The organism is Streptomyces sp. NBC_01433 (assembly GCF_026340105.1).
GTDB lineage: Bacteria > Actinomycetota > Actinomycetes > Streptomycetales > Streptomycetaceae > Streptomyces.
On record NZ_JAPEPM010000002.1, the window covers coordinates 1,121,669 to 1,145,726 of the forward strand.

At 68.9% G+C, this 24,058-nt stretch carries 20 protein-coding genes, 1 tRNA gene and 3 pseudogenes; 14 read left to right on the forward strand and 10 right to left on the reverse strand.

Features of this window, described 5'->3' with window-relative positions; all coding sequences use genetic code 11:
* Nucleotides 1-70 precede the first annotated feature (70 nt).
* A complete protein-coding gene (locus OG413_RS32520; protein WP_266811844.1) occupies nt 71-2,182 on the forward strand; it encodes an FG-GAP-like repeat-containing protein in 2,112 nt (703 codons plus the stop codon).
* 197 nt (nt 2,183-2,379) lie between these two features.
* Entirely contained in the window at nt 2,380-2,940 is a 561-nt protein-coding gene (locus OG413_RS32525) for a S1 RNA-binding domain-containing protein (RefSeq protein ID WP_266811846.1), read from the forward strand.
* A 568-nt stretch (nt 2,941-3,508) separates the two neighbouring features.
* Here OG413_RS32525 and OG413_RS32530 read toward each other — a convergent pair.
* Complete coding sequence (locus OG413_RS32530) at nt 3,509-3,991, reverse strand: hypothetical protein (protein ID WP_266811848.1); 483 nt, start codon at nt 3,989-3,991, stop codon at nt 3,509-3,511.
* 156 nt (nt 3,992-4,147) lie between these two features.
* On the opposite strand from OG413_RS32530, the gene OG413_RS32535 reads away from it, so the two are divergent.
* From OG413_RS32535 to OG413_RS32550, 4 genes and pseudogenes are all read left to right on the forward strand, one after another.
* Nucleotides 4,148-4,381: a hypothetical protein gene (locus tag OG413_RS32535; RefSeq protein WP_266811849.1), complete on the forward strand. Its 234-nt coding sequence runs from the start codon at nt 4,148-4,150 to the stop codon at nt 4,379-4,381.
* Nucleotides 4,382-4,403: 22 nt separating this feature from the next.
* Entirely contained in the window at nt 4,404-4,694 is a 291-nt protein-coding gene (locus OG413_RS32540) for an AfsA-related hotdog domain-containing protein (RefSeq protein WP_266811851.1), read from the forward strand.
* Between the two features lie 91 nt (nt 4,695-4,785).
* Complete coding sequence (locus OG413_RS32545; RefSeq protein WP_266811853.1) at nt 4,786-5,040, forward strand: hypothetical protein; 255 nt, start codon at nt 4,786-4,788, stop codon at nt 5,038-5,040.
* A gap of 556 nt (nt 5,041-5,596) precedes the next feature.
* A pseudogene (locus tag OG413_RS32550) lies at nt 5,597-5,739 on the forward strand (IS5/IS1182 family transposase); the annotation flags it as partial.
* A 96-nt stretch (nt 5,740-5,835) separates the two neighbouring features.
* Here the strand turns inward: OG413_RS32550 and OG413_RS32555 are convergent.
* Entirely contained in the window at nt 5,836-6,555 is a 720-nt protein-coding gene (locus OG413_RS32555) for a hypothetical protein (protein ID WP_266811854.1), read from the reverse strand.
* A gap of 129 nt (nt 6,556-6,684) precedes the next feature.
* Here OG413_RS32555 and OG413_RS32560 point away from each other — a divergent pair.
* Nucleotides 6,685-7,146, forward strand: a pseudogene (locus OG413_RS32560) (hypothetical protein); the annotation flags it as partial.
* Between the two features lie 264 nt (nt 7,147-7,410).
* Here OG413_RS32560 and OG413_RS32565 read toward each other — a convergent pair.
* A complete protein-coding gene (locus tag OG413_RS32565) occupies nt 7,411-8,571 on the reverse strand; it encodes an aminotransferase class V-fold PLP-dependent enzyme (RefSeq protein ID WP_266811855.1) in 1,161 nt (386 codons plus the stop codon).
* A gap of 284 nt (nt 8,572-8,855) precedes the next feature.
* A pseudogene (locus tag OG413_RS32570) lies at nt 8,856-9,143 on the reverse strand (XdhC family protein); the annotation flags it as partial.
* Nucleotides 9,144-9,961: 818 nt separating this feature from the next.
* Here OG413_RS32570 and OG413_RS32575 point away from each other — a divergent pair.
* Together OG413_RS32575 and OG413_RS32580 are read left to right on the forward strand one after the other, a co-directional pair.
* Nucleotides 9,962-10,216: a helix-turn-helix domain-containing protein gene (locus OG413_RS32575; protein ID WP_266813215.1), complete on the forward strand. Its 255-nt coding sequence runs from the start codon at nt 9,962-9,964 to the stop codon at nt 10,214-10,216.
* Nucleotides 10,216-11,433: a site-specific integrase gene (locus OG413_RS32580; RefSeq protein ID WP_323137979.1), complete on the forward strand. Its 1,218-nt coding sequence runs from the start codon at nt 10,216-10,218 to the stop codon at nt 11,431-11,433. Before OG413_RS32575 ends, OG413_RS32580 begins: the two co-directional genes overlap by 1 nt.
* Nucleotides 11,434-11,558: 125 nt before the next feature.
* On the opposite strand, the gene OG413_RS32585 is transcribed toward OG413_RS32580, so the two are convergent.
* A tRNA-Pro gene (locus OG413_RS32585) sits at nt 11,559-11,632 on the reverse strand.
* A gap of 128 nt (nt 11,633-11,760) precedes the next feature.
* On the opposite strand from OG413_RS32585, the gene OG413_RS32590 reads away from it, so the two are divergent.
* Nucleotides 11,761-12,462: a transketolase gene (locus OG413_RS32590; protein ID WP_266811858.1), complete on the forward strand. Its 702-nt coding sequence runs from the start codon at nt 11,761-11,763 to the stop codon at nt 12,460-12,462.
* 85 nt (nt 12,463-12,547) lie between these two features.
* Nucleotides 12,548-13,447, forward strand: a complete 900-nt coding sequence (locus OG413_RS32595) for a transketolase family protein (protein WP_266811860.1) — start codon at nt 12,548-12,550, stop codon at nt 13,445-13,447.
* A gap of 85 nt (nt 13,448-13,532) precedes the next feature.
* On the opposite strand, the gene OG413_RS32600 is transcribed toward OG413_RS32595, so the two are convergent.
* The gene (locus OG413_RS32600) at nt 13,533-13,892 is read right to left on the reverse strand and encodes an MmcQ/YjbR family DNA-binding protein (protein ID WP_266811862.1); all 360 of its coding nucleotides are present in this window, start codon (nt 13,890-13,892) and stop codon (nt 13,533-13,535) included.
* A gap of 248 nt (nt 13,893-14,140) precedes the next feature.
* On the opposite strand from OG413_RS32600, the gene OG413_RS32605 reads away from it, so the two are divergent.
* Nucleotides 14,141-17,656 (forward strand): ThuA domain-containing protein, encoded by a 3,516-nt coding sequence (locus tag OG413_RS32605; RefSeq protein ID WP_266811863.1) that lies wholly within the window; start codon nt 14,141-14,143, stop codon nt 17,654-17,656.
* Between the two features lie 11 nt (nt 17,657-17,667).
* Nucleotides 17,668-18,525 carry a sugar phosphate isomerase/epimerase gene (locus OG413_RS32610; protein WP_266811865.1) on the forward strand — a complete coding sequence of 286 codons (858 nt, stop codon included), beginning with the start codon at nt 17,668-17,670 and terminating at the stop codon, nt 18,523-18,525.
* Nucleotides 18,526-18,621: 96 nt separating this feature from the next.
* Here OG413_RS32610 and OG413_RS32615 read toward each other — a convergent pair whose 3' ends face one another.
* Genes OG413_RS32615 through OG413_RS32625 form a run of 3 tightly spaced genes read right to left on the reverse strand, consistent with a single transcriptional unit; the run spans nt 18,622 to nt 21,365 of the window.
* On the reverse strand, nt 18,622-19,455 hold the full coding sequence (locus OG413_RS32615; RefSeq protein ID WP_266811867.1) for an ABC transporter ATP-binding protein: 834 nt from the start codon (nt 19,453-19,455) through the stop codon (nt 18,622-18,624).
* A 2-nt stretch (nt 19,456-19,457) separates the two neighbouring features.
* The gene (locus OG413_RS32620) at nt 19,458-20,477 is read right to left on the reverse strand and encodes an ABC transporter substrate-binding protein (RefSeq protein ID WP_266811869.1); all 1,020 of its coding nucleotides are present in this window, start codon (nt 20,475-20,477) and stop codon (nt 19,458-19,460) included.
* 24 nt (nt 20,478-20,501) lie between these two features.
* Nucleotides 20,502-21,365: an ABC transporter permease gene (locus tag OG413_RS32625; RefSeq protein WP_266811870.1), complete on the reverse strand. Its 864-nt coding sequence runs from the start codon at nt 21,363-21,365 to the stop codon at nt 20,502-20,504.
* Nucleotides 21,366-21,606: 241 nt separating this feature from the next.
* On the opposite strand from OG413_RS32625, the gene OG413_RS32630 reads away from it, so the two are divergent.
* Nucleotides 21,607-22,629 carry a LacI family DNA-binding transcriptional regulator gene (locus OG413_RS32630; protein ID WP_323137980.1) on the forward strand — a complete coding sequence of 341 codons (1,023 nt, stop codon included), beginning with the start codon at nt 21,607-21,609 and terminating at the stop codon, nt 22,627-22,629.
* 158 nt (nt 22,630-22,787) lie between these two features.
* Here the strand turns inward: OG413_RS32630 and OG413_RS32635 are convergent, their stop codons facing one another.
* Nucleotides 22,788-23,978, reverse strand: coding sequence for a Gfo/Idh/MocA family protein (locus OG413_RS32635; RefSeq protein WP_266811874.1), 1,191 nt, complete (start codon nt 23,976-23,978; stop codon nt 22,788-22,790).
* Nucleotides 23,979-24,058: the final 80 nt, after the last annotated feature.

Consider the following 24,058-nt stretch of genomic DNA (forward strand, 5'->3'; position numbering starts at 1 on the left):
CACCCGTGAAGAGCGACCAAGGAATCCTTGTGAAACTTAGACCTTACCGAAGAGTGCAGACCGTCGGCGTGTGTTCGTAGCAGCAGTTGCTGGCGCTCTCGCGTTTAGCGGTCCGGCGCAGAGTGTTGTCGGCGCCGCAGTTCCCGGTGGGACCTACACCTTCACCTCGAAGATCACCATTGGTGACAGGGGGACCGGGCAAGAATGCACCGGATCGCTGGTGGACGCCCAGTGGGTCCTCACGGCCGCCAGTTGCTTCACGGGTGGGACCAGCCAACTCACGGTGGGCAAGCCTGCCGTGAAGACGACCGTCATCGTCGGCCGCACAGACCTATCTGCCGCAGGCGGGCACACCAGTGAGATAGTCAAGCTCGTTCCGCTGCCCGGCCGAGACATGGCCCTGGCCCGTCTGGCCACACCTGCCGTCGGGGTCGTGCCCGTCGCGATCGCCACCACTGCTGCCGCTCCCGGCGACACACTCATCGCCGCCGGCTACGGCCGGACCAAGACCGAGTGGGTGCCCAACAAGCTTCACACCGCTGATCTCGCAGTCGATGCCGTCACCGCTACAGAGGTGAACGTCGTTGGCAAGACCGCCGACGACGCCATCTGCAAGGGTGACGCCGGCGCTCCGATTTTGCGTGACAACAACGGCGAGCCTGAACTCGTCGCTATAGCCAGCCGGTCGTTGCAGGGCGGCTGCTTCGGCGAGACCGAGACTCGGACGAACGCCGTTGCCGTGCGCGCCGACAGCATTAAGATCGGCTCGCGTCTGAGCCCCGGTCAGCAGCTCCTCTCTGGAGACAGCCTCGTCTCCGCCTCTGGCGTACTGACCATGCAGAGCGACGGCGACCTCGTCATCGTGTCCAATGCGGGCAAGTCCCTTTGGTCGACGCGTACTGGGGGTAATGCGGGTGCCACCGCGAGGTTCGATGCTGGTGGCAACCTCATCGTTCGCAACGCCGCCGACACCGCCACCTTGTGGGAGTCCAAGACCGCCGCTGCCAACGGCTCTGCCGTACTGACCGACCGCGGTAACCTCGTGATCTACAACGCGCAGCAGGAGTCGCTGTGGTCCAGCGGTACGGCGGTCCGGCATGACTACAACGGTGACGGACGCAGTGACGTAGGTGCCTGGTACGCGTTCCCGAACGCGGTGTCCGATGCGACGTACACGTTCTTGGCGAAGCCGAAGGATGCCACCACGGAGGAAGGTGTCCTGGGTGCTCCGCTGAAGTCCTACACGTCGTCGACGGACAAGTGGAACGAGTCGGCGATGAAGTCCGTCACCGGCGACTTCAACGGGGACGGCCGGGGTGATATCGCCACTCTGCACGGCAACAGCGACGCGAGTGTGACGGCGTACGTAGCCTTGGGCCAGGCCAATGGTGGTTTCTCCGAGCCGACGCATGCGTGGGCGGCTCTGCCGGGCGGTGAGTTCCATATCTCGTACATGACGCCGCAGGCCGGTGATTTCAACGGCGACGGCCGGGACGACATGGCCGTGTGGTCCGCCAACGCCAAGACCGGTGCCACCAAGCTGTTCACGTTCACGTCCAAGCCGAACGGCACCTTCAACACCCCCTTCGAGTCCTGGACGGCGCCCGCGGGTTCCTGGGCGCGTTCCAGCACAAAGTTCGTCACCGGCGACTTCAACGGCGACGGCCGCGAGGAACTGGGCGTGTTCTACAAGCAGGGCACGCAGGGGGTCAAGGCTTATGTGTTCGGTACCCTGCCCAACGGGGGGTTCGCCGCTCCGGGTCTTCCCTGGTGGGAGAGCACGGCGTGGCGCTGGGAGAATGCCACCCCGCAGGCGGGTGACTTCGATGGTGACGGCCACGATGACATGCTGGTCTGGTACAGCTACGACGACGGTGCCGACCGTACCTCGACGATGTTGTTCGAGAAGGTCGACGGCAAGAACAAGTTCGGCTCGGCCAAGGTGACGCTCGACGGGGCCAAGACCTACGACGTGGCACGCATGCAGATGGTGACCGGTGACTACAACGGTGACGGCCGCGACGACTTGGCCGTCATGAACCACCGGGCGGACAACTCCGTACAAATGATCACCTGGACCGCGAAGGCTGACGCCATGTTCAACGGCGGCCTCATCGGTTGGACCTCGAACCCCGGGGCCTGGTCATTCGCTACGACCAAGCTCCTGCGCTCCTACAACTGACCTCCCACAGGCGGGGATGCCGCACAGTGAGGCATCCCCGCCTCTGCTGTACAGACCTTGCGTTCGTGCACCGTGGTGCGGACGACCACGCACCAACGACGGAGCCCAGTACGGCCCCAGCGCCGAGCAGTAGCCTCACAAAGCGATGCCCCGGCGGACATTGCTGCCACGCGACGTCGCGTGCCAGGATATTTTGTATGGATTGGCAGTCCGAGAGCCCGGAACTATGGGCGTTCCTGAAGACCCTGCAACGCGGCGACATCCTGGCCGGTACCGTGGCGGCGATCGAACGGTTCGGGGTCTTCGTGGCCCTGGACGACGGGCCTGGCCATCCCACCCTGCCCGGCGTCGGGTTCATCGGTATACCCGAACTCTCCTGGCGGCACTTCAACGATCCCGCCGATGTTGTTCAGGTAGGGCAGCGCGTCTCGTGCGAGTTCCTGGGGGCTGACACCCATAACGCTGAGGCCAGACTGTCTTTGAAGGTACTGCTGCCCGACCCGCTCCAGGCTTTCGCCGACCGCGTGGTGGTGGGCCAGGAGTTCCGCGGGACAGTTGAGAAGGTGGTTCCCATCGGCGTCTTCGTCGATCTCGGAGATGGGATCGTCGGGCTGATTTCCTTCAGAGAGATCGACGGCCGCCCCGCGGCGAGTCCGGCACAAGACTTCGCAATCGGCGAAAAGATCGCCGTCGTCGTGCGGGAAGTCGATCTGCCAATCCGCCGGATCTTCCTGTCCAGGCCGGAGAACGGTCAGTAAACAAAGCACCAGCTACCAACCGGACGGAACCATTCCGCCGACCTGACGTACTCAACCGACGCCGGCTGCGCGACGCGCACCTGCACCGGACGTCTGCGCCACCCCTTCTGGCACCGGCTGCGCCCTGCCACTTCGGTGGGGGCGGAGTTGGGCTTCGGTGCCGTCGAGGCTGTCGAGCCCGAAAAGCGCCTGTTTGATGCGGCGACCACTTTCGGCCCCGTGGTCGGCCCCGAGACGTGATTGACGCAACGTTTACCGAGGGTCGCCCTCCGTGCCGCATCGCCCGACCCGGCTCTCGGTCAGAGCTGCTTTCGGTCAACTCCTCCGTTCATCTCCGAACGTTAGTCCCAGCTACCTACAGTGCCCGTGCACCTAGCCGATCAAGAAGGCTGTGTGGTTCGTTCCGGCCGCGGGAAGGTCGTGCTCGGTGCCGTACACCCGGGGCGCCTGCGTCATGGAGCCCAGTCTGGTCCGCCACCGTGCACCCGGCAGCCAGTTCGGGGGAAGTTGCCCGTGACGGGGACCAGGACCGGCGAGGCGCCAGACCGACCTGGCGGCCGGGCTCGGCCTACACGGACCGGCCGCAAGCGGGCCGGCCTTCTCCGGCCTGGAGGAGGCCGACGGGCGAACCTGCCTCGCTGCGCTGTTCGTCCCATTCCTGGATCGCCGCGCGGACTTCGGTCGCCGTTACTGGGTCGACGCCTTTGCGGGTGGCGATGCTCCGCAGGTACGCCTCGGCTCCCTGGAGGAGCCCGGAGCGCGGTGACATGACGACTCTGGCTCTGTGGGTGCCCGGGGCGGAGACGTGGTTCCAGGCGTCGGTGCAGTCGGGGTTGCTGTAGAGGCGAGGGGGCGGAATGTGGCCGTCGACGTACGCCCCGTCATGGCCGGTGCAAATCCAGTACGTGCGCAGGGCGCAGTCGTGGCAGGCGAGGGTTCCCATCATGTCGGGGAAGCGGCGCTGCCATTCCGCGTCCAGCTCGTAGACGTCCTGGGCCAACGGGATGTTCTTGTTGCACCGGCAGCACCGAATGCGGAACGAGACGGACACCGGACCTCCTGAACGTGTTGTGGTCGGCGTATGAACTCAGCCTGACAGCCGACCCCCGCTTTGCCCGTGTCCCGCGCCCCGACGTCAACCTGTGTCCTGCCCGGCCGTCCCTCCCGGTGACCTCCGCCCCGTTTCGCGTCCCTGACGGCGTGGGTGGTGGCCCGCCTGACCTGCCACCCCGACGAGTACGTCTATGCCTTGACCCCCGATACCTACGCGGACGCTCTCGCCTACCTGGACGCCGAAGGGAAGTGGGCAGGCCATACCTCCAGGGACGCCGACGCACAAGTCTCGACCGCCCGCGTCCTGGCCCTCGGCCCGGCCCTGGACCCCGCCGGAACGCGGCGAGCAGACGCCGCTCGACCAGGCGGTCCTCAGCCCGGTCGGTGAAGAACACCGGTGGCAGCTGAGAGTGGACGTCACCAACCAGGTCTTCTTCGACCACGCCCATGACCATGTGCCGGGCTTCGTCCTGCTCGAAGCGGCCGCTCAGGTCGTCCAAGCCGAGTCGAGCGCGGCCGAGACCCTGCCCACCAGCTTCGACGCCCACTTCCTGCGGTACGTGGAACTGGACGCCCCGTGCTGGATCGATTCCCTCCCCGTACGCCGGAGGGAGCTGGGCCTCATCACCACCCTGGTCACCGGTCGACAGAACGGGCAGGAGGTCTTCTCCATCCGCGTCACCGCCTCCGAACGCACCTGACCGCAGGGGCTCCGCGCCGCCCCGAGCCGGGGCGAGACGTCTCTCGCCCCGGCTCCGCACAGGAAGAGTGCTTACCGGCGGGCCTCTGACTATGTTGGGGCGCCGTACGCGTTCATGCACGCTGGATCTGCGGGCCGTCCTGGCCCCGGTGAAGCTGGTCTGGGCTCGCCTGAAGCGTCCGGCCGCCCGGCCCCTGGTGGAGGCCGCAGCACGTACCGAGCTGGCCTGGGTGGTCGGGTTCGCCGGTCCCGCCGACGCGCCGCAGATCCTCGCTGACCGGCTCGCCCGGCGCCTGGAAACCCAGATGCGGCTGGGCGGGCCGATCACGGACCAGTGGGCTGGCTGATCGGCCGGGGCATGGCGCAGATCCGGCTGTGTGCGGAGCTCCGGTGCGATGAGGGCGCGCTGCTCGACTCCGGCCGGGACTGCCCGCGCTGCGCGGACCGGCAGGCCGACAGCCGTGCCACCCGAAACGCGGTCGCGGCCGCCGTCGACGCCGCGATGCTCGGAGCCTCCGAGACCGAGCGGCGGGCGGCCACCGACCAGCAGCTGCACGAGACCGTGACAGGCAGGGCCTGGGCGAAGGCGTCCGAGTGGAAGCAGTACCGCGCCCGGAAGGCCGAAGCGAAGGCGGCCCGCGCCAAGGCAGCTGCCGCGCAGCCGGACGACGACATACCGGCCGCACCGGTGGCACCGGTCGTGCTGCCCGCGCCTCGCCCGGCTGCCGCTCCGGTCCTGGAGCCGGAGACCGCCGACGACGACCAGGACCTCGTCCTCGAGGACCTGCCCCCCGACCAGGTGCGCGACTGGCAGGTGCGGGCGATGAAGGGCCACAGCGTCGTCTTCGACCGAAGATCCGCGCGGATAAGGCGTACTACTCCGCAGAGCACCTCCGCTGGCTCCGCAGCCGGAACCTCGTCGCACGGATCGCCCGCCCCGGTATCGAGTCGGGTGAGCGGCTCGGACGGCACCGCTGGAAGATCGAGCGGTCGATCTCCTGCTCTTCGGCTACCGCCGCCTCACCGTCCGGTACGAACGAAAGGCAGCCACTTCCTCGCCTTCCTTGGCCTCACCGCCACCCTGACCTGCTACAAGAAACTCGCCAAACTCCCCTTGTGAGACCCATTCCCAGGACTGGTCTTCAGTGTCCTTCAAGCTCAGCAGTCTTCCGCGGGTCGTCCGCCAGAATGCGGGCCGCGAGCTGCCGTACTTGCTCCTCCACGGGCTGCTCGTGGGTGGTGAACAACTCGTACCAGTAAGAACGTGCACGCGCCCCCGATGCCTGAACCTCGTGAAAGCTGATATCGACCCCCTCGGGGCTGGTGAGCTCCTCGGGCATGTCGGGCTCCTCGCGTCGTGGCGAGACATTCGTGAGGACGCAGCCCCACCACTCGAACCAGCCGCTGTCCGCGAGGGTCTGATGAAGCAGCCGGGCGATGGTGTCCACCGGCTCTTCCCAGCTGCGGTCGGCTGCGGCCCGTGCGAGTTCGGATGCGTACTGGGCGGCATCGAACCAGAAGTCCGCGGGCACAGCGGTGACGTTGCTGGTGTTTTCCCAGGCGTCCCAGATCACCCGGTCTCCCTCGCGGCGCATGGTGACGTACAGAGCGCCGCAGCAGCCGGCGGTGCAGGGCGGCTCGGCGATGTTGACCCTTCGCGGGTCCTGAGTGACCGCCAGCGGCCAGCTCTCGGCAGGACCTGTCCAGTGCCTGCGACTGAGTGCCATCCCTTCCGGGTGGACTGCCTTCAGAACGTCTACGCCATCGATCAGGGGGCGCACCTCGGCCCATGGGTCCGCCGCCCAGTCGTCCGGGATCCTGTGCTGCAAAGTCAAGGTACTGATCGCCAGCTGGTCGGTCATACTCACATGATCGGCTAAGGCCATGCAGCGGCATAATCATTTCTTGGGCGTAATCGGCCTCGGATAGTCGCGCCAGGGCAGCCACCGCTCAGGGGCGAAGGCTGTCGAACCCACCACGCTCTGGCCGAGAGATCCGAAAGAATTGCCCTAACCGCCTACTGGGCGCTGTCCGGGTACGGCCTGCGCGCCTCCCGGGCCCTGGCCTGGCTCGGCGCCGCCATGCTCCTCACCATCGTCCTGCTGATGGCCTTCGGCCTCGCCCAGGACACCCCGAAGCAGACCGCGACCGGCACCGTCCCGGCCGGCGGGGTGGCTTTGTTCACGAAGTCTCGTGCTCTCATGAACAGAGCCAGCGGGGGCAAGGTCACCTTCGAGATCGACAAGGACAACCCCCAGAACCCCGCCGGTGACCGCTTCACCGGCGAGCGCTTCGAGAAGGCCCTGAACATCACCCTCAACTCAGTGGTCTTCCGCTCCTCCGGCCAGGACCTGACCACCGCCGGCACCTACATCGAGATGACCTCACGCCTGACCGAACCCGTCCTGCTGGGCCTGGCCGTCCTCGCCGTCCGCAACCGCGTCAAACGCTGACCGATCCGCCAGCTTGGCCGAGCGAAGCCCTGCGAACGGGCCGGCTGTTGCTCAACCAGTGGAGGGTGGTCGGGTGTGTGGGTAATGGCGGCGGGTTCTCCGGTGATGACGCGGAGGCTCGGCTCGTGGAGTGGCTGCCAGCCCCTGATCCGGCCCCAGGCGCACCCGCAGCGAGAGACAGCCGCAACGCCTGCGTGACACTCGGCCGGCGCGTGCGCTCGATGCGAAGCGTGCACCCTGATGCCGTGTTTCCGGTTCTGGGTCTCAAGCCCGGCTGACTGCGGAGTCGAGCGCGGCGACAAGCCTGTTGATGTCTTGTTCGGTGGTGTGAAGGTGGGGACTGATGCGTAGTGCTGCGCCGCGTGCTCCGACGTGGATATCGGCGTCGGCCAGTGTGGCCAGGAGCTGCTGCCGCGTGCCACTGGGGACATTGATGCCGACGATGTGCGGGCCGCTGGGGTCGGGAACGATCAGTCCCCGTTCTTGTGCCGCGGCGGCGATGCGCCCGGTGGTGGTGCTCAGGGTGGCGGCGATGCTGGGGACGGTCCAGGTGGTGATCTGTTCGAGAGCGGCGATGGCCATGGGGGTGAGCTCGAAGGCGGTGCGCTGTCCCATGTCGAAGCGTCTTGCGCCGGGCTGGTAGTCCTGGCGGTAGTCCACCAGGCGGGCGAAGTCCTGCGCGCCCTGGCGGACGATCCAGTTTTCCTCCAGCGGGGGGCCGTTGTGGTGGGCGGGGGCGATGTAGAGGTAGCCGAGGCCGAAGGGACCGAGGAGCCACTTGTATCCGACGGTGACCAGGAAGTCGGGCCGCAGCGTGTTCATGTCGAGCGGCATCGCCCCGGCGGATTGACTGGCGTCGATGACCAGCGCCGCTCCCGCAGCTCTAGCGGCTTGTGCGATCGCGTCGAGGTCCAGCAGCGAGCCGTCGGTCCAGTGGACCTGGGGCACGGAGACCACGGCCACGGTCTCGTCCAGGACGTCGAGGACTGCCTCGGTCCATGATTGTCCGGGGCGGCGTTGCACGGTGAGCATGCTGGCCCCGGTGCGTTCGGTGAAGCGCCACCAGGTGTAGATGCCGGAGGGGTACTCGTCGGCAAGGACCAGGACGCGCTGTCCGGGGCTCGCGGTCAGGTTCTGGGCTGCCGTCGCGATGCCGTAGCTGGTCGCGGAGATCAAGGCGATGTCGTCGGCTCGGGCGCCGATGACATCGGCGAACAGTTCCCGGCGGCGTTCAGCGGCGGTGAACCAGTCCTCACTGGTGATCTTCCACGGCTGAGCTCGGTTCCGCAGGGACGCCTCCCCTGCGGACAGTCCGGTGCGCAGGGTCGGGGCGAGGCTGGCGGTGTTGAAGTAGGCGACAGCGTCGGGGATGTCGAAGAGGTGACGGGCACAGGGGAGATGCCGGCCGCCGGAGAAGGTAGTCATGATGTCGCCTTTCGCGAGGGTAAGGAAGTAGGCGCGTCTTGGTGGAGAGCGACCCCCAGGACGACGGTGGCGACGGCCGCGATCTCCTCTCCGGGGGCGCGACGTCGGCATGAGCGGGGCTACCGGCGGGTGTCCTTGACGATAGCGTTGGTGCAGCACCCGGCCTGGAAGCCAGGTGTCAGTTGTACCGGGGGTCGGCGTACTTGATCGCGCCCTGGACGGTGGAACAAGGCCACGGGCCGCCGTCACATCCCTGGCAGGTCGGGGACGTCCGTGGTGCGGAATCATCCGATCAAGGTGCCTGCGGCGGGCAATGTTCCGGCGGCAGCGGGACGGTGGATGGGGCCGGTGCGCAGCGACAGCGGCAGACCGCTCGCCCCGTTGGCGTGGGCGATGATCTCGGCGGCGGTGGACACGGCGGTCTCCTCGGGCGTACGGGCTCTCAGGTCGAGGCCGATGGGGGAACGCAGTGCGGCCAGCTGCTGTCCCTCGACACCTGCGTCCCGCAGGAGACGCAGGTGTTCCTCGTGGGTGCGGCGGGAACCCATCGCGCCGACGTAGCCGACGGGCATGCGATCCAGGAAGGCCGCGCTGCCGTTCGATCAAGGCGACCGTCAGCGCCAAGGTCTCGGCGGCGGCGCCCCGTCCTGCATCGAGCAGAACCGAAAGAGCACCGTCAGCCGTGGGAGTCCTCTGGGACTTTCCTGGGACTTCCAACCCCATCAACCGGCATGAGCGTGAAACAACCGAAAGACTATCTGCGCAGGTCAGCGGTCGAGGACGCCTCATCGTGGCAGGTCACAGCGCTGGCTGGTCTCTTCCGGGGCATCTGACCAGCAGGACTCAGTAGTTTGCGTTCGGCGCCGCCTGCCCTCGGCGCCCCGTCGACGCTCGCCGCCTTGACAGGGTCTGACCTGCCCGAAAGAGCGCCTGACGCCCCATCAGAACGAGCGTCACAATATCGCCCGCAACGCCTACACCGCGCATGATGCGCACACGCAAGACCGCAGGTCAGATGCCCTTCGCAGCCGGTTCACGGATCGCGACCCACTCCGCGTGGTGGGTCATCGAGAAACATTGATCGGCACAGTACGTGACACTCACCGCGTCGCAAATGAGGGCAACATAGCCGCACATCGCCGGTTAGCCAAACCGGCACTTCCGCAGACGATTGTTGTCCACCGTTTGCCCAGAGCACCACTGCGGATCAGTTCCAACAGAAGGGGCTCACCGCTTCTGTTCATGCAGAACCCCACGGTTCTCCACCTGCGGGACGCGTCGCTTGTCGCCGACCGCCTTCTTCGGTATCCCTTTGGTGCTCCATACCCCCGGAGATCCACCACCCTTGCCCACCGAACCGATTGCAGACTACACAGACCGCCAGACGCACATGAAGAATGAGGGCGATGCCCCTTTCGTCCGAGATGGCAGCCGGTCGTCTCTCCTGGCCAATGCCTGGTATTCGACGAGCGACCTCGCCGCCTGCCTGCGTGTAAACACCTCGACTCTGCGCCGTTGGCGCACCGCTCGGCCACCACAGGGCCCGCCGTTCGTCTCCGTTTCGGAACGCGTCATCATGTACAGCGCGGTCGACGTTGAGGAATGGCTGCGTCGCCACCGGACCGTCCCGCGCCGAGACGCATGATGGCCGACAAGGCCATTGTGCCGGTCGGTGTCCGACTCACCACCGACATCGAGTACCGGCCTGATCGCCCCAACCCGTACCGCGCGCGAGTCCGCTGGTTCGACCCGGCTACGAAGCGGCGTCTGTCCCTGTCGGAGGGGAAGGCGGACGAGGATGAAGCGCAGGAGTGGCTCCAGTCCATCATCGAAGCGGCGGAGGCAGGGCTGTCCCCGTCGCTCGCCACCATGAAGCTCGCCGAATACGGCAACGCGAACATGGACCTCGCCCTGCGCGGCCTGGAGTTGAAAACACTCGATCCCTACCTGTCAGGCTGGCGGATGCGCGTCGTGCCCGCTCTGGGCCACCTCGCGGTCCGGATGATCACCAACGGCGCTGTCGACCGCACCGTGCAGAACTGGATCGCCGACGAGCTCAGCCGCTCAACGGTCAAGAACACCATCGCCGTCCTGGTCCGCGTCATGGAGCAGGCAGTCCGCGACGGCATCATCAAGGTGAACCCCGCCCGGGTGACCGGCTGGCAGAAGCTCTACAAGCAGGCCGAGGACGAACTCCTCGACCCACGCGCGCTCGCCCTGCCCGACTGGGAAACACTCGTCGCACTGGCCGACGCGCTCGTGGCCGCCTCCCACGACGAGTACCGCGGCTGGGGAGACGTGGTCATCTTCGCCGCGTGCATCGCCGCACGGATCGGCGAGATCTCAGGCTGCCGCGTCGGAGACATCGACACCACCCAGTGGATCTGGACCGTGCGGCGTCAGACCACCCCCGCGCCCGGCGGACTGACCGACAAGGGCACCAAGGGCAAGCGGGCCCGCAAGGTTCCCATCGTCGAGGAGATCCGCCCCCTCGTCGCCCAGCGCATCCTGTCCGCCGGCCCCAATCCGGACGCCCGCCTGTTCACAGGCCCGCGCGGCGGACGCATCTCCACCGCCGTCCTGCGCGACGCCACACACTGGGACGACGTGGTCACCAAGCTCGGCTACGAGCATCTGCGCCGCCACGACCTCCGGCACACCGGACTGACCTGGTTCGCCGACGCCGGGGTCCAAGTACACGTCCTCCGCAGAATCGCCGGCCACGGTTCACTGACCACCACCCAGCGCTACCTTCACCCCGATGTCCACAAGATCACGGCCGCCGGGGCGGCGCTCTCTGCCCACTTCAACGTGCTGCGCGCACCACGCTCACTGCCGAGCCCCATCGTCATGACCCGCTGACCCGCTGGCCCGCTGACCCGGTCAAGGACGCCGGACCCTCGCTGGTCCCCAACTGGTCCCCAAAAATGATCAAGGGCCGGTTTCGGATTGCTCCGAAACCGGCCCTGATCTGCGACTGTCTCCAGTCGGGACGACAGGATTTGAACCTGCGACCCCTTGACCCCCAGTCAAGTGCGCTACCAAGCTGCGCCACGTCCCGTTGCCCGCCTGACCTGGGCTTTTCCCCTGGCCGAACGCGCATGAGAACAATACCGCACTTGAGCGGGTGGTCACGAACCCCTTTCCGCACTTGACCTCAACCATGGTCGAGGTCGAACACTGGAGGACATGACGCACACGACTGCCGCACCGGTACGCGGATACCGCGACCTGACCCGTCTGATCAGCCTGATGACGGGCGACGAGAAGCACGGCCCCGCCGCCCATTCCACGCTCGATGCCTTGTGGGTGCTGTACGACCGGGTACTGCGGGTCACACCCGACACCGTCGACGCACCGGGACGGGACCGCTTCCTGCTCTCCAAGGGGCACGGGCCGATGGCGTACTACGCCGTTCTCGCGGCGCGCGGATTCTTCGGCGAGGAGCTGCTGCCCGGCTTCGGGTCGTACGACTCACCCCTGGGGCACCACCCGGACCGGCTGCTGGTGCCGGGCGCGGAGATCGGCAGCGGGTCGCTGGGCCACGGGCTCCCGCTGGCCGTGGGGAGCGTGCTGGGGCTGCGGGCCCAGGGGCTCACCGATCCACGGGTGTGGGTGCTGATCGGGGACGCGGAGCTGGACGAGGGCAGCAACCACGAGGCGATCGCCTACGCCGGTCCCGCCGGGCTGGAGCAGCTGCACACCCTGGTGATCGACAACGCCTCCGCGACCCACGCGCTGCCCGGTGGGATCACCTCCCGGTTCGAGGCCGCCGGATGGTCCGCGGTGACCGTGGACGGGCGGGATCACGAGGCGCTGTACGAGGCGTTCACCACGCCGCACCCGGGGCGGCCCCTGGCCGTGGTCGCCCGCGTGGAACCCAAGCCCTGACATCCCACGAGCGACGACTGCACGAGCCGTCGGTCCGGTTGCGCCCGGACCGGCGCGAAGACCAGCGACGACGGAGGAACATCCCATGGACACGATGCGTGACCGCTTCATCGCCACCACCTCACAGCTCCTGGACGAGGACCCACGGCTGGCCCTCGTGCTGGCCGAGATCAGCCGCGACGGCTTCGACGCCGCCCAGCGGGCCCATCCGCACCGGGTGATCAACGTGGGCATCCGGGAGCAGCTGCTGGTCGGGGCGGGCGCCGGAATGGCGCTGACCGGGATGCGGCCCCTCATCCACACCTTCGCGAGCTTCCTGGTGGAGAGGCCCTTCGAGCAGGTCAAGCTGGACCTCGGGCATCAGTGCGTGGGCGCGGTCCTGGTGAGCGCCGGAGCCTCCTACGACTGGCCGGCCGGAGGTTTCACCCATATGTCTCCGGGCGACGTGGCGCTCCTGGACACCCTCGACGGCTGGACCGTGCTGGTGCCGGGCCACCCCGACGAGGCCGAGGCGCTGCTCCGGCAGGCGGTCGTGGGGGACGACCGGGTGTACGTGCGGCTCTCGCTCCAGTCGAACCGGGAGGGGCGACCCGTGGGCGGCCAGGGTTTCACCGTGGCGCGGGAGGGACGCGGCGGCACGGTGGTCGCGGTCGGGCCGATGCTGGACAACGTCCTCACGGCGGTCGCGGACCTGGACGTGACCGTGCTGTACGCGACGACGGTGCGCCCCTTCGACGCGACCGGGCTGAGGCGAGCCGTCGGCGCGGGCCCCGGCGCCGACGTGGTGATCGTGGAGCCGTATCTGGCGGGCACCTCGACGGCGGCGGCCAACGACGCGCTCGCGGAGCTGCCCCACCGGGTGCTCGGCCTGGGGGTGGGCCGGGCGGAGCTGCGCCGGTACGGGCAGCTGGACGAGCACCTGACGGCGCACGGGCTGGACCCTCGGGGTCTGCGCGAGCGGATCACGGGATTCCTGCGGGCCTGAGCCCCGGCCCGCAGGACCCGGCAGGCCGGCTCCTCGGCCGCCCGGCGCGGGCCCGGCCGCGAAACCCCGCCCGCCCACGGGTGGTTCAGCCGGGGCTCCCCAGCTCCGGGTGCGCGGCGAGCAGTCCGCGAGAGGCCGCCTGCCGCCAGGAGTCGGCGAGGATGGCGGTCAGCTCGGCCGTGCCGTCCAGCGCGGCGATGCGCACGCGGAGCCAGCCGTACCGGTCGTCGTGCCCCTCGCGGACGAAGAACTTGTGCGGTTCGGAACTGATCAGCTCGACGCGCTCCTCGATGGGGCACTTCACCCCCATCGTCGTGTCGTCGTCACCGAGCGCGGCGAAGATCTTGCCGGCGACCCGGAAGGTCGGCTGCCCCCACGCCTGCTTCTCGGTCGCCTCGGGCAGGGACAGCGCGATCGAGCGGACATCGTCGGCGGTGAGGGTCATCTCGGTCTCCGATCCGGGGCCCGTCGGCCGCGGTCGGATTCGACGGTAGCGCCCGGCACCGACAACCGCCCGGCGCGATCCACGGCCCGGCTCGCACCGCCGGGCGGCGCCCGCCCGTCACCGCGCGGTCACAGCGAGCCCTGCAGACCCATTGACCCCGCGGAAGAGGTGAACCTACGCTGAACGGCGTACTTCAGAAAGCGCTTTCTACATCCCCGCAGTCGGCATCTACCGCACAGGGAGCGCCCATGAGTCATCGTCCGTTACGCCCTGCCCCGTCGGGCAGAGAGCCTTCGCGCGATCGCGGTCCACGAGCTCTTCGCTCGCCGCTCATCGCCCTCACCTCGCTCCTGGCGCTGGTCGTCGCTCTGCTGGTGGCCTCACCACCCGGAGCGCAGGCAGCGCCTTTTCGTGTCCTCGTCTACTCCGAGGTCACCAACTTCACCCATGACTCGATCCCCGCCGGAATCGCGGCGGTCAAGAAGCTCGGCGCCGAGAATGGCTTCGAGGTGGAGGCGACGGACGATTCCGCCGTCTTCAACGACACCGATCTGTCCCGCTTCCAGGCTGTCGTCTTCAACAACACCAACTCCACACCGGAGAAGGGCGATCTGCTGACGGCCGCGGAACGGGCCGCCCTGCAGAAGTACATCCGCGCGGGCGGTGGCTGGGTGGGGCTGCATGCCGCGTCCGCCAGCGAGCGGGACTGGGACTGGTACGAGGGGCTGGTCGGCGCGATATTCGACCAGCACCCGGCCGTGCAGACCGGCAGGGTGAAGGTGCTGGACCACGCGCACCCCTCCACCAAGGATCTGCCCGAACTCTGGGAGCGTACGGAGGAGTGGTACAACTGGCGCTCCAATCCGACCTCCAAGGTGCACACCCTCGCGCAGATCAAGGTGCGCGACGGCATCACCGGCCTGGACGAGGGCGTGGACCATCCGTGGTCCTGGTGCCAGAACTACGACGGCGGCCGTTCCTGGTTCACCGCGGGCGGGCATGCCGCGTCCGCGTTCCAGGAGGAGGGCTTCGTCAAGCATCTGCTGGGCGGCATCCAGTGGGCGGCGGGCGCCGAACAGGGTGACTGCACCGCCACCCGGACCGGTTCGTTCCAGCGCACCGCGCTGGCCACCGACGATCTCGCCGACCCGTTCGAACTGGCCGTCGCGCCCGACCGGCGGGTGTTCTTCGCCCAGCGCACCGGGAAGCTGAAGGTCATCGACCAGCAGACCATGAAGGTGTCCACGGCGCTGGACCTCGCGTACACCCCGGAGATGACCAGCCAGTCCGACGGGCTGCTCGGTCTGGCGCTGGATCCGGGCTTCGCGCGGAACAACTGGCTCTATCTGCTGCACTCCGACAAGAGTGAGAAACGGCTGAACCTGTCCCGGTTCACGGTCATCGGCAACACCGTCGACACCGCGTCCGAGAAGCGGCTGCTGACCATCCCGACCTTGCGGGGTGAGGGCCGGGCCAATTCCCACATGGCCGGTTCGCTCGCCTTCGACAAGAACGGCAACCTGTACGCGGCCACGGGCGACAACACCGACCCCTTCGCCTCGGACGGCTTCACCCCGATCGACGAGGGCGAGGGCCGGCGCGCCTGGGACGCGCAGGGCACCGCGGGCAACACGAACGACCTGCGCGGCAAGGTCCTGCGGATCACCCCGCAGGACGACGGCACGTACACCGTGCCCGAGGACAATCTCTTCGCGCCCGGTACGCAGAAGACGCGGCCCGAGATCTACGCGATGGGGATGCGCAATCCGTTCCGGATCACCACGGACCCGGTGAACGGTGCGCTGATGGTCGCGGACTACGGGCCGGACGCCCGGTCGGCGGTGGCGGACCGGGGGCCCGAGGGAACCGTCGAGTACACCCGTATCACCGAGGCGGGCAACTTCGGCTGGCCGTACTGCGTCGGCGACAACACCCCCTTCAACGACTACGACTTCACGACGAAGAAGTCCGGTGCGAAGTTCGACTGCGCGGCGCTCGTCAACGACTCGCCGAACAACACGGGGCTGCGGGAACTCCCGCCCGCACAGCCCGCCACGGTCTGGTACGCCTACTCCGCGTCCCCCGAGTTCCCGGAGCTGGGCACCGGAGGCGGCGGCCCGATGAGCGGTCCGGTCTACGACTACGACCCGGCGAACACCTACCGCACCAAGTTCCCCGAGTACTTCGAGGGGAAGTGGCTGAACTACGAACTGACACGGCGCTGGTTCAAGACGTTCTCGTTCCAGCAGAAGGACCAGACGTTCACCGATCCGCGGTTCGCGCCTGCCAGGGCCGGTGATCTCCAGTCGGTCAACGGCATCTTCGAGGACATGGCGTGGAACCAGCCCTTCGACGCGGACTTCGGTCCCGACGGGGCGCTGTACGTCATCGACTTCGGGCTCGGCAGCGGCACCGGACGCGGCGGCAGCAACGAGGGGGCGGGCATCTACCGGATCGACTACGTCGGCGACGGCCGGCTGCCCGACGCCAAGGTCTCCACCGACCGGGACAGCGGCCCGGCACCGCTCACCGTCGCCTTCTCCAGCGCGGGCTCCGGCCTTCCGGACGGTCAACCGGTCTCCTACGCCTGGGACTTCGACGGCAACGGCACCACCGACTCGACGGAGGCCAACCCCTCGTACACCTACCGGACCAAGGGGCTGTTCACGGCGCGCCTGACGGTCACCGGCCCCGGCGAGCTGACGGCGCTGGCGGTACGGGACATCACCGTCGGGAACACGCGGCCCGAGGTGACGATCCAACGCCCCCCGAACGGCGGGATGTTCAGCTTCGGCGACACCATCCCGTTCACCGTGAAGGTGAAGGACAGGGAGGACGGGCGCAGCGGCCCGATCGACTGCTCGCGCGTGGTGGTGCAGTCCCAGCTCGGCCATGACACCCATCTGCATCCGCTCGACAACTACACCGGCTGCGCGGGCGAGATCGTCACGGATGCCGGGGACAGCCACGGTCCGGGCCAGAACCTCTACTACGGGATCACCGCCCAGTACGAGGACGAGGGTGCCCCGGGTGCCCCCGCGCTCACCGGCTCCACCTCGCTGACGCTGCGCACCACGTTCCGGGAGGCCGAGCACTTCACGGCGACCGGCGGCACCCACGACGGTGTCGTGGTCGGCGGCCGGGCGGACGCCTCCGGCGGAAAGCGGCTGACCGAGATCGAGGACGGGGACTGGATCGCCTTCGATCCGGTGAACCTCAAGGGCATCGGATCGGTGACGGTCGGCGCGGCCTCCGGCGGCATCGGCGGCAGCGTCGAATTCCGGGCGGGCTCCCCGACCGGGCCGCTGCTCGGCACGGTGAACGTCCCGAACACCGGCGACTGGGGCAAGGTCGTCTCGCCCACGACGGCGCTGAAGAACCCGGGCGGCAGCACCAAGCTCTACGCGGTGTTCAGCAATCCGGAGTGGAGCGGCGAGAAGGCCGATCTGTTCGCGGTCGACTGGCTGCGCTTCAACGGTCCGGGCGTCGAGAAGAGGCCCGGCACGAAGGTCACGGTGAAGGCGGCGCCGGCGACGGGCACCGCACCCCTGACCGTGGCGCTGAGCGGTGCGGTCGTGCCGGTGGCCGGGCGCGAAATCGCCTCGTACCACTGGGACTTCGGCGACAACACCGCACCTTCGGGCACCGAGGGGGCGAGCGCGACGCACACCTATGGCCGCAAGGGCGCCTACACCGCGCATCTGACCGTCACCGACGACAAGGGCGACACCAGCACCGGTTCCGTGCGCGTCGACGTGAAGTGAGGGGAGAAGCCATGAACAGCACGCGGAGAGCGTTCCTCGGTACCACGCTGGGAGTCGCCGCGGCCACCGGTCTCGGCGCGGTCCCCGCGTCCGCCGTCGGAGCGGGACACCACCGGCGCATCCCTCCGTCGGGGATCGGCATGCACCTCTACACCATGCGTACGGCGCTGGCGACGGACTTCAGGGGCACGCTGGAGCGGCTCGCGGAGATCGGTTACGCGACGGTCGGGGTGAGCGGGCGGCACGGCAACAGCGCGTCCGCCATCCGCCGCATGCTCGACGGGGCCCGGCTCGGGGCCGTACTCGAACACGTCGGCTACGACATCGTGCGGGGGGCCGGGCTGCCGCAGGCGCTGGAGGACATCCGCACACTCGGCGGGAAGTGGATCGTCGTGCCCAGCCTGCCGGGCTCCCTGCACTCCCCGGCGGGGTACCGGGAGGTGGCGAAGGAGTTCAACAAGGCGGGGCTGGCCGCCCGTGAGTCCGGGCTGAAACTGCTGTACCACAACCACGGCAGCGACCACGAGGTGGTGGACGGGGTGAGCCTGTACGACATCCTGCTCACCGAGACCGATCCCGAACTGGTCGGCTTCGAGCTGGATCTGTACTGGGCGGCCAAGGGTGGTGCCTGTGCCCCGGGCGAACTCTTCGTACGTCATCCGCGGCGCTTTCCCGCGCTGCATGTGAAGGACATGGCGCCGAACGGGGACTTCGCCGACGTCGGGTCGGGAGTACTGGACTTCCCGGCCATGTTCGACACGGCGCGGCGGGGCGGGGTGAGGCAGTGGCTGGTGGAGCACGACTCACCGGCTGATCCGTTCGCCTCGGCGCTGGCCAGTTACCGGTATCTGGCACGGCTGCGGTACTGAGCGGGCGGCGTACGGTCCGGCCCCGGGTGTCTCGCGACGCCCGGGGCCGGACCACCGTGCCCCTCGCGACACCCGGGGCCGTCCGTGCACGCCGTCTCAGTCGTGGGCCTGGACCGCGCCCAGGAGGTCGCGGATGTGCCCGGCGGCCTCGCGGAACTCCGGGCGGCCCAGCGTCCGGCCGTAGTCCCGCTCCGCGGGCAGCCCGACCTCGATGATCTCCTGGATCGTGCCCGGACGCGGACTCATCACCACCACGCGGTCCGCCAGGTAGACGGCCTCCGAGATCGAGTGGGTGACCAGCAGCACCGTGGTGCCGGTGTCCCGCCAGATGCGGTTGAGCTCGGTGTTCATCCGCTCCCGGGTGAGGGCGTCCAGGGCCCCGAACGGCTCGTCCATCAGCAGGACCGGCGGCTCGTGCAGCAACGCGCGGCACAGGGCGACCCGTTGCTGCATCCCGCCGGACAGCTCGTGCGGATAGGCGTCCTCGAAGCCCGTCAGCCCCGTCATCCGGATCAGCTCGTCGGCCCGCCCGCGTGCCTGCGCCGCGGGCATTCTGCGGATCTCCGCCTGGAGCAGGATGTTGCGCAGCGCCGATCGCCATTCCAGCAGGGCGGCGCGCTGGAACACGTAACCGATGTCGTGCCGTGGCCCCTCGACCCGCTCCGCACCGAGCCGTACCTCCCCCGAGGACGCCCTGAGCAGTCCCGCGACCAGCTTGAGCAGGGTCGACTTGCCGCATCCCGAGGGCCCGACGATGGCGACGAACTCGCCGGGGCGCACATCGAGCGCGACCTCGCTCAGCGCCGTGACGTCACGTTTCCTGCTGCGGAACCGGACCGCCACGTCGGTCAGGGAGACCGCCGCGGCGGCGGTGGCGGAGGGCGACGGCGCCTCGGTCACGGCCGATGGTGTCGCGTTCCTGTTCGGCATCGTCATCCCTTCAGCGCCGTCTTCTCGTCCCAGTACTCCGACACCGCCCCGGGATCGGTGACCATGCCCGCCTCGGCGAACACGTCGATGGTCTGCTGCCAGTCCGCCTCTGCGTTGACCCCGGGGGCCCTGCCCTTCGTCGCCTCCGTGTGGAGCAGGGTCAGGGTGGTACGGAACTGGTCCGCCAGTACTGTCTTCGGCGGCAGTTGCTCCGAGGCCCCGTCCATCGCCGCGACCGCCGGGCCGGGTGCCTTCTCGGCCGCCGCCCACGACTCGCTGACGGCTCGCACCATGCGCACGGCCAGATCGGGCTTCTCTGCGAGGATGCGCTGTCCGGCGAGCAGACCGTTGGAGTAGAAGTTCAGTCCGTTCTCGGAGAAGCGCAGATACGAGACGGGCTTCTTGGCCTTGTCCTGCATGGTGGGTCCCTGATCGCTGGCGTAGCCGAGCAGCCCGTCGGTCCTGCCCGAGATCACGGCGGCGATCTTGCCCGCCGGGTCGGTGTTCTGGACCGTGACGTCCGACTCGCCGATGCCGTTCTTCTTCAGGAAGATCGGGAACGTCCTGGAGAGCGCGTCACCGGCCGTCCCGGCGATCGTCCTCCCCTTCAGATCGGCGGGCGACTCGATGCCCTTGGCGTCGAAGGACTGCACCGACGCGGGAGTGGTCTGGAGGAAGACGCCGAGGCTCTTCACCTTCACTCCCTGGTCCACACCCGCCAGCAGGGCAGGGGTGTCCGCCCAGCCGAAGTCGGTCTGGCCCGCGGCGGTCGCCTGCACGGTCTTCTGCGAGCCCTGGCCCGCCCGGATGTCCAGGTCGATGCCGTGCTTCTCGAAGATCTTCCGCTGCTCGCCGTAGTAGAACGGCGCGTGTTCGCCGTACGGATACCAGTTGAGCGTCAGCGTGACCCTGTCCAGTTTCCTGCCGGAGTCACTGGTGGTGGTCGACGCGTCGTTGCCACCGCAGGCCGTGGCCACCAGGACGAGGGGGACGACACCGATCAGGAGTCTGCGCGCATGCATGGGCTGGCCCTTCTCGCGACGAGGTCAGTACGAGGTGGTGGCTGAGCTGTCCCGGCGGCTGGCGTGCCAGGGCAGGAGGAGCTTCTCCGCGATCTCGACGACGACGAAGAGGACGACCCCGATCAGGGACATCACAAGCAGTCCGGCGAAGAGCATCGGGGTGTCGAGGTTGCCGTTGGCCTGGAGGATCACATAGCCGAGGCCCTCGTTCGCGCCGACGAACTCGCCGACGACGGCACCGGTCACGGCCAGCGTGACGGCGACCTTGAGGCCCGAGAAGAGATGCGGGAGGGAGGCCGGGAAGCGGATCTTGAGGAAGGTCTGCCAGGGCTTCGCGCCCATCGTCGCCGACAGTTGGAGCATCTCCGGGTCGACGGCCTTCAGGCCGGTGACCATCGAGATCACCACCGGGAAGAAGGCGATGAGGACGGCGATGAGGATCTTCGGTGTGATCCCGAAACCCAGCCAGACCACGAACAGCGGAGCGATGGCGATCTTGGGTACCACCTGGGCGAACAGCAGGATCGGATAGAGGGTGCGCTCGACGGCCGAGGAGTACACCATGACGACGGCCGCCAGCACTCCGACGGCGACCGCGATCACGAAGCCGAGCAGGGTCTCGTACGTGGTGACCCAGCTGTGCCGCCACAGATAGTCCGTCTTGCCGGTCAGCACATCGAAGGTCGCGGCGGGTGACGGGACGAGATACGGCTCGACCAGTTCGGCCGCCGAGATCACCCACCAGACGGCGAAACAGGCCAGCAGCAGGGCTACGGGGCGCCAGCTCTGCTCGGCCGCCCGGCCGAGCCGCTCCCCCGCCGACGGTCCTGACCTTCCGGCAACTCCCGCCACATCTGCGGGACTTTTGGCCAACGCGCTCTGGCTCACTATGAACTCCCTGCACTTCGGGGGCAGTCGTGGAGAGCTGTGCGATCCTGCGGTGCCGGAGAAGGCGCTTTCAGAAAGCGCTTTCTGGTAGGGTGTCGCCACGCTAATGACTGTCCGCACGCACGGTCAATAGGTCGTCCCGAAGTTTCGGGGCCCTGCCACCACCGCACCCCTGGGGGTCGAGTTGAGTGAACGGGAAGCACCGGCCCGCCCGGAGCAGCGACGCCGCGGAACGGCCCATGTGACGCTCGACGCCGTGGCCCGCGAGGCCCGGGTCTCGCTCGCCACCGCCTCACGCGTCCTCAACGGCACCGCCCGGGTCCGCGAGGATCTGAGCCAGCGGGTGCGCGCGGCGGCCGGCCTGCTCGGCTACATCCCGAACGCGCACGCCCAGGCCCTGGCCGGCGCCGACAGCAACCGCACGGTGGGGGTGATCTGCCATGACGTCAGCGACCCGTACTTCTCGGCCATCGCCAGCGGGGTGATGCGGGCTGCCGCGGAGCGGAATCTGCTGGTCATGCTGGCCTCCACGTTCCGTGAACCGGCCCGGGAGATCCGTTACGTCTCCCTGCTGCGGGCCCAGCGGGCGCGGGCCATCCTGCTGATCGGCTCCGGATTCCAGGACCGGGCCTGGGAGCGCGCGATGGACGCCGAACTGGAGCCGTACGTACGCGCGGGCGGGCGGGTGGCCGTGGTCAGCCGGCACCGAAGTCTGCGGGTGGACACCGTGCACCCGGAGAACCGGGCGGGCGCCGCGGCCCTCGCCCGGACGCTGGTGGGGCTGGGACACCGGGCCTTCGCGGTGCTCACCGGCCCGCCCGGGCTGACGACGGTCGCCGACCGGCTCGGCGGGTTCCGGGAAGGGCTCGCCGAGGCGGGCATCCCGCTCGGCCACGTGGTGGCGGGGGCCTTCACCCGGGAGGGCGGGCACGCCGCGGCACGGCAACTGCTGTCGGCCGGGCGGCCGTTGCCGACCTGTGTGTTCGCGGTGACCGATGTGATGGCCGTGGGGGCGCTGGCCGCCCTGCGGGAGGCGGGACTGCGGGTGCCCGAGGACGTGTCGCTCGCGGGGTTCGACGACATTCCCCTCGTACGGGAGCTGTCGCCGCCGCTCACCACGGTGGCGCTCCCGCTCACCGCGATGGGCGAGAGCGTGATCGCGCTCGCACTCCGGGAACCGACAGGGGCGGGCCGGTCACGGGTGCTGCGGATCGAGGGGGACGTGGTGCTGCGGGGCAGTACGGGGGCGCCGCCGAGCAGGTGACGGGTCAACCCCCGCCGAGGCGGCCCGGCGCCGGAGGGGCGGACGCTCCCGGCTGCGGGGCGGCGCACACGGGGACGTACGCGCAGGGGGCTTACGGGACCGGGCCGGGCCGGGCGCACACGCGGACGTGCGCGCCCGGCCCGGCCACAGGGCGGTGGTCAGGCTTCGCGGACCTGGCCCCGTTCGAAGTACGCCGCCAGCTCCGGGTCCAGCGCGGGGACCCGGGCCGGGGTGCCGCCGTCGCGCAGCGAGGCCGTGGCGTGCACCCCCGCGGCGACCGCCATCCGGGCCGCCACCGGTGAGGTGTCCGTGCGGCCGCCCTCCCGGACGAACCGCAGGAACTCGTCCACCAGCAGCGGGTCGGCGCCGCCGTGCCCGGCGTTGTCCTCGGCGGCCGGGATCTCGTGGATCTGGTCCGCGTCCGGGCGGTAGCCGGAGCGCCGGGTGTTCCAGACCTTCACGCAGCCGCCGGGGCCGTCACCGAAGTTCTCCAGGCGGCCCGCGTCACCGATGACGGTGTAGTTGCGCCAGTAGTCGGGGGTGAAATGGCACTGCTGATAGGAGGCCAGCACACCGTTGTCGAGGCGCATGTTGAGCAGCGACACGTCCTCGACGTCGATGACGGGGTTGAGCGCCCGCTGGGTGTGCGGGGGCCAGTGGCCGTCCTTGGTGTACCAGTCGTCGGCCTTGGGCTCCCCCGGCTCGCGGCGGTGCGGGTTGTCGCCGTAGACCATCAGGTCGCCGAGGGCCTGGACGTCCTTCGCGTAGCCGCCCGCCAGCCAGTGCAGGACGTCGATGTCGTGGGCGGCCTTCTGGAGCAGCAGCCCGGTCGTGTACCGGCGTTCGGCGTGCCAGTCCTTGAAGTACCAGTCGCCGCCGTAGCCGACGAAGTGCCGGATCCAGACCGTCTTGATCTCGCCGATGGCGCCGTCCCGGATCAGGTCGCGCATCAGTCGGACGACGGGCATGTGGCGCATGTTGTGGCCGATGTAGAGCCGGGTGCCGGTCTCGTACGCCGTGCGCAGGATCGTGTCGCAGCGCTCGACGCTGATGTCGAGGGGCTTTTCCACGAAGACCGGCTTGCCCGCCCGGAGCGCTTCGCAGGCCAGTTCGGCGTGGGTGTGGTCGGGGGTGAGGACCAGGACCGCGTCGATGTCCGGGTCCTCGATGACCGCGCGGTGGCCGGACGACATGGCCGCGCCGGGGAAGGCCGCGGCCGCCTCCGTACGGGCGCGTGGGTCCGGTTCCGCCAGCGCGGTGACGCGGGAGCCGGCGCCGGGCCGGTGGGCGGTGCGGGCGAGCGAGCCGCGCAGCCCGTAGCCGAGCACGCCGATACGGAGGTCGGTCATGGGGACTTCCTTCGTTGTTCCGTGGTGCGTGGTGGTCGGTGTCAGGGGGACGGTCCAGGGGTGAACGGTGTCAGAAGTGG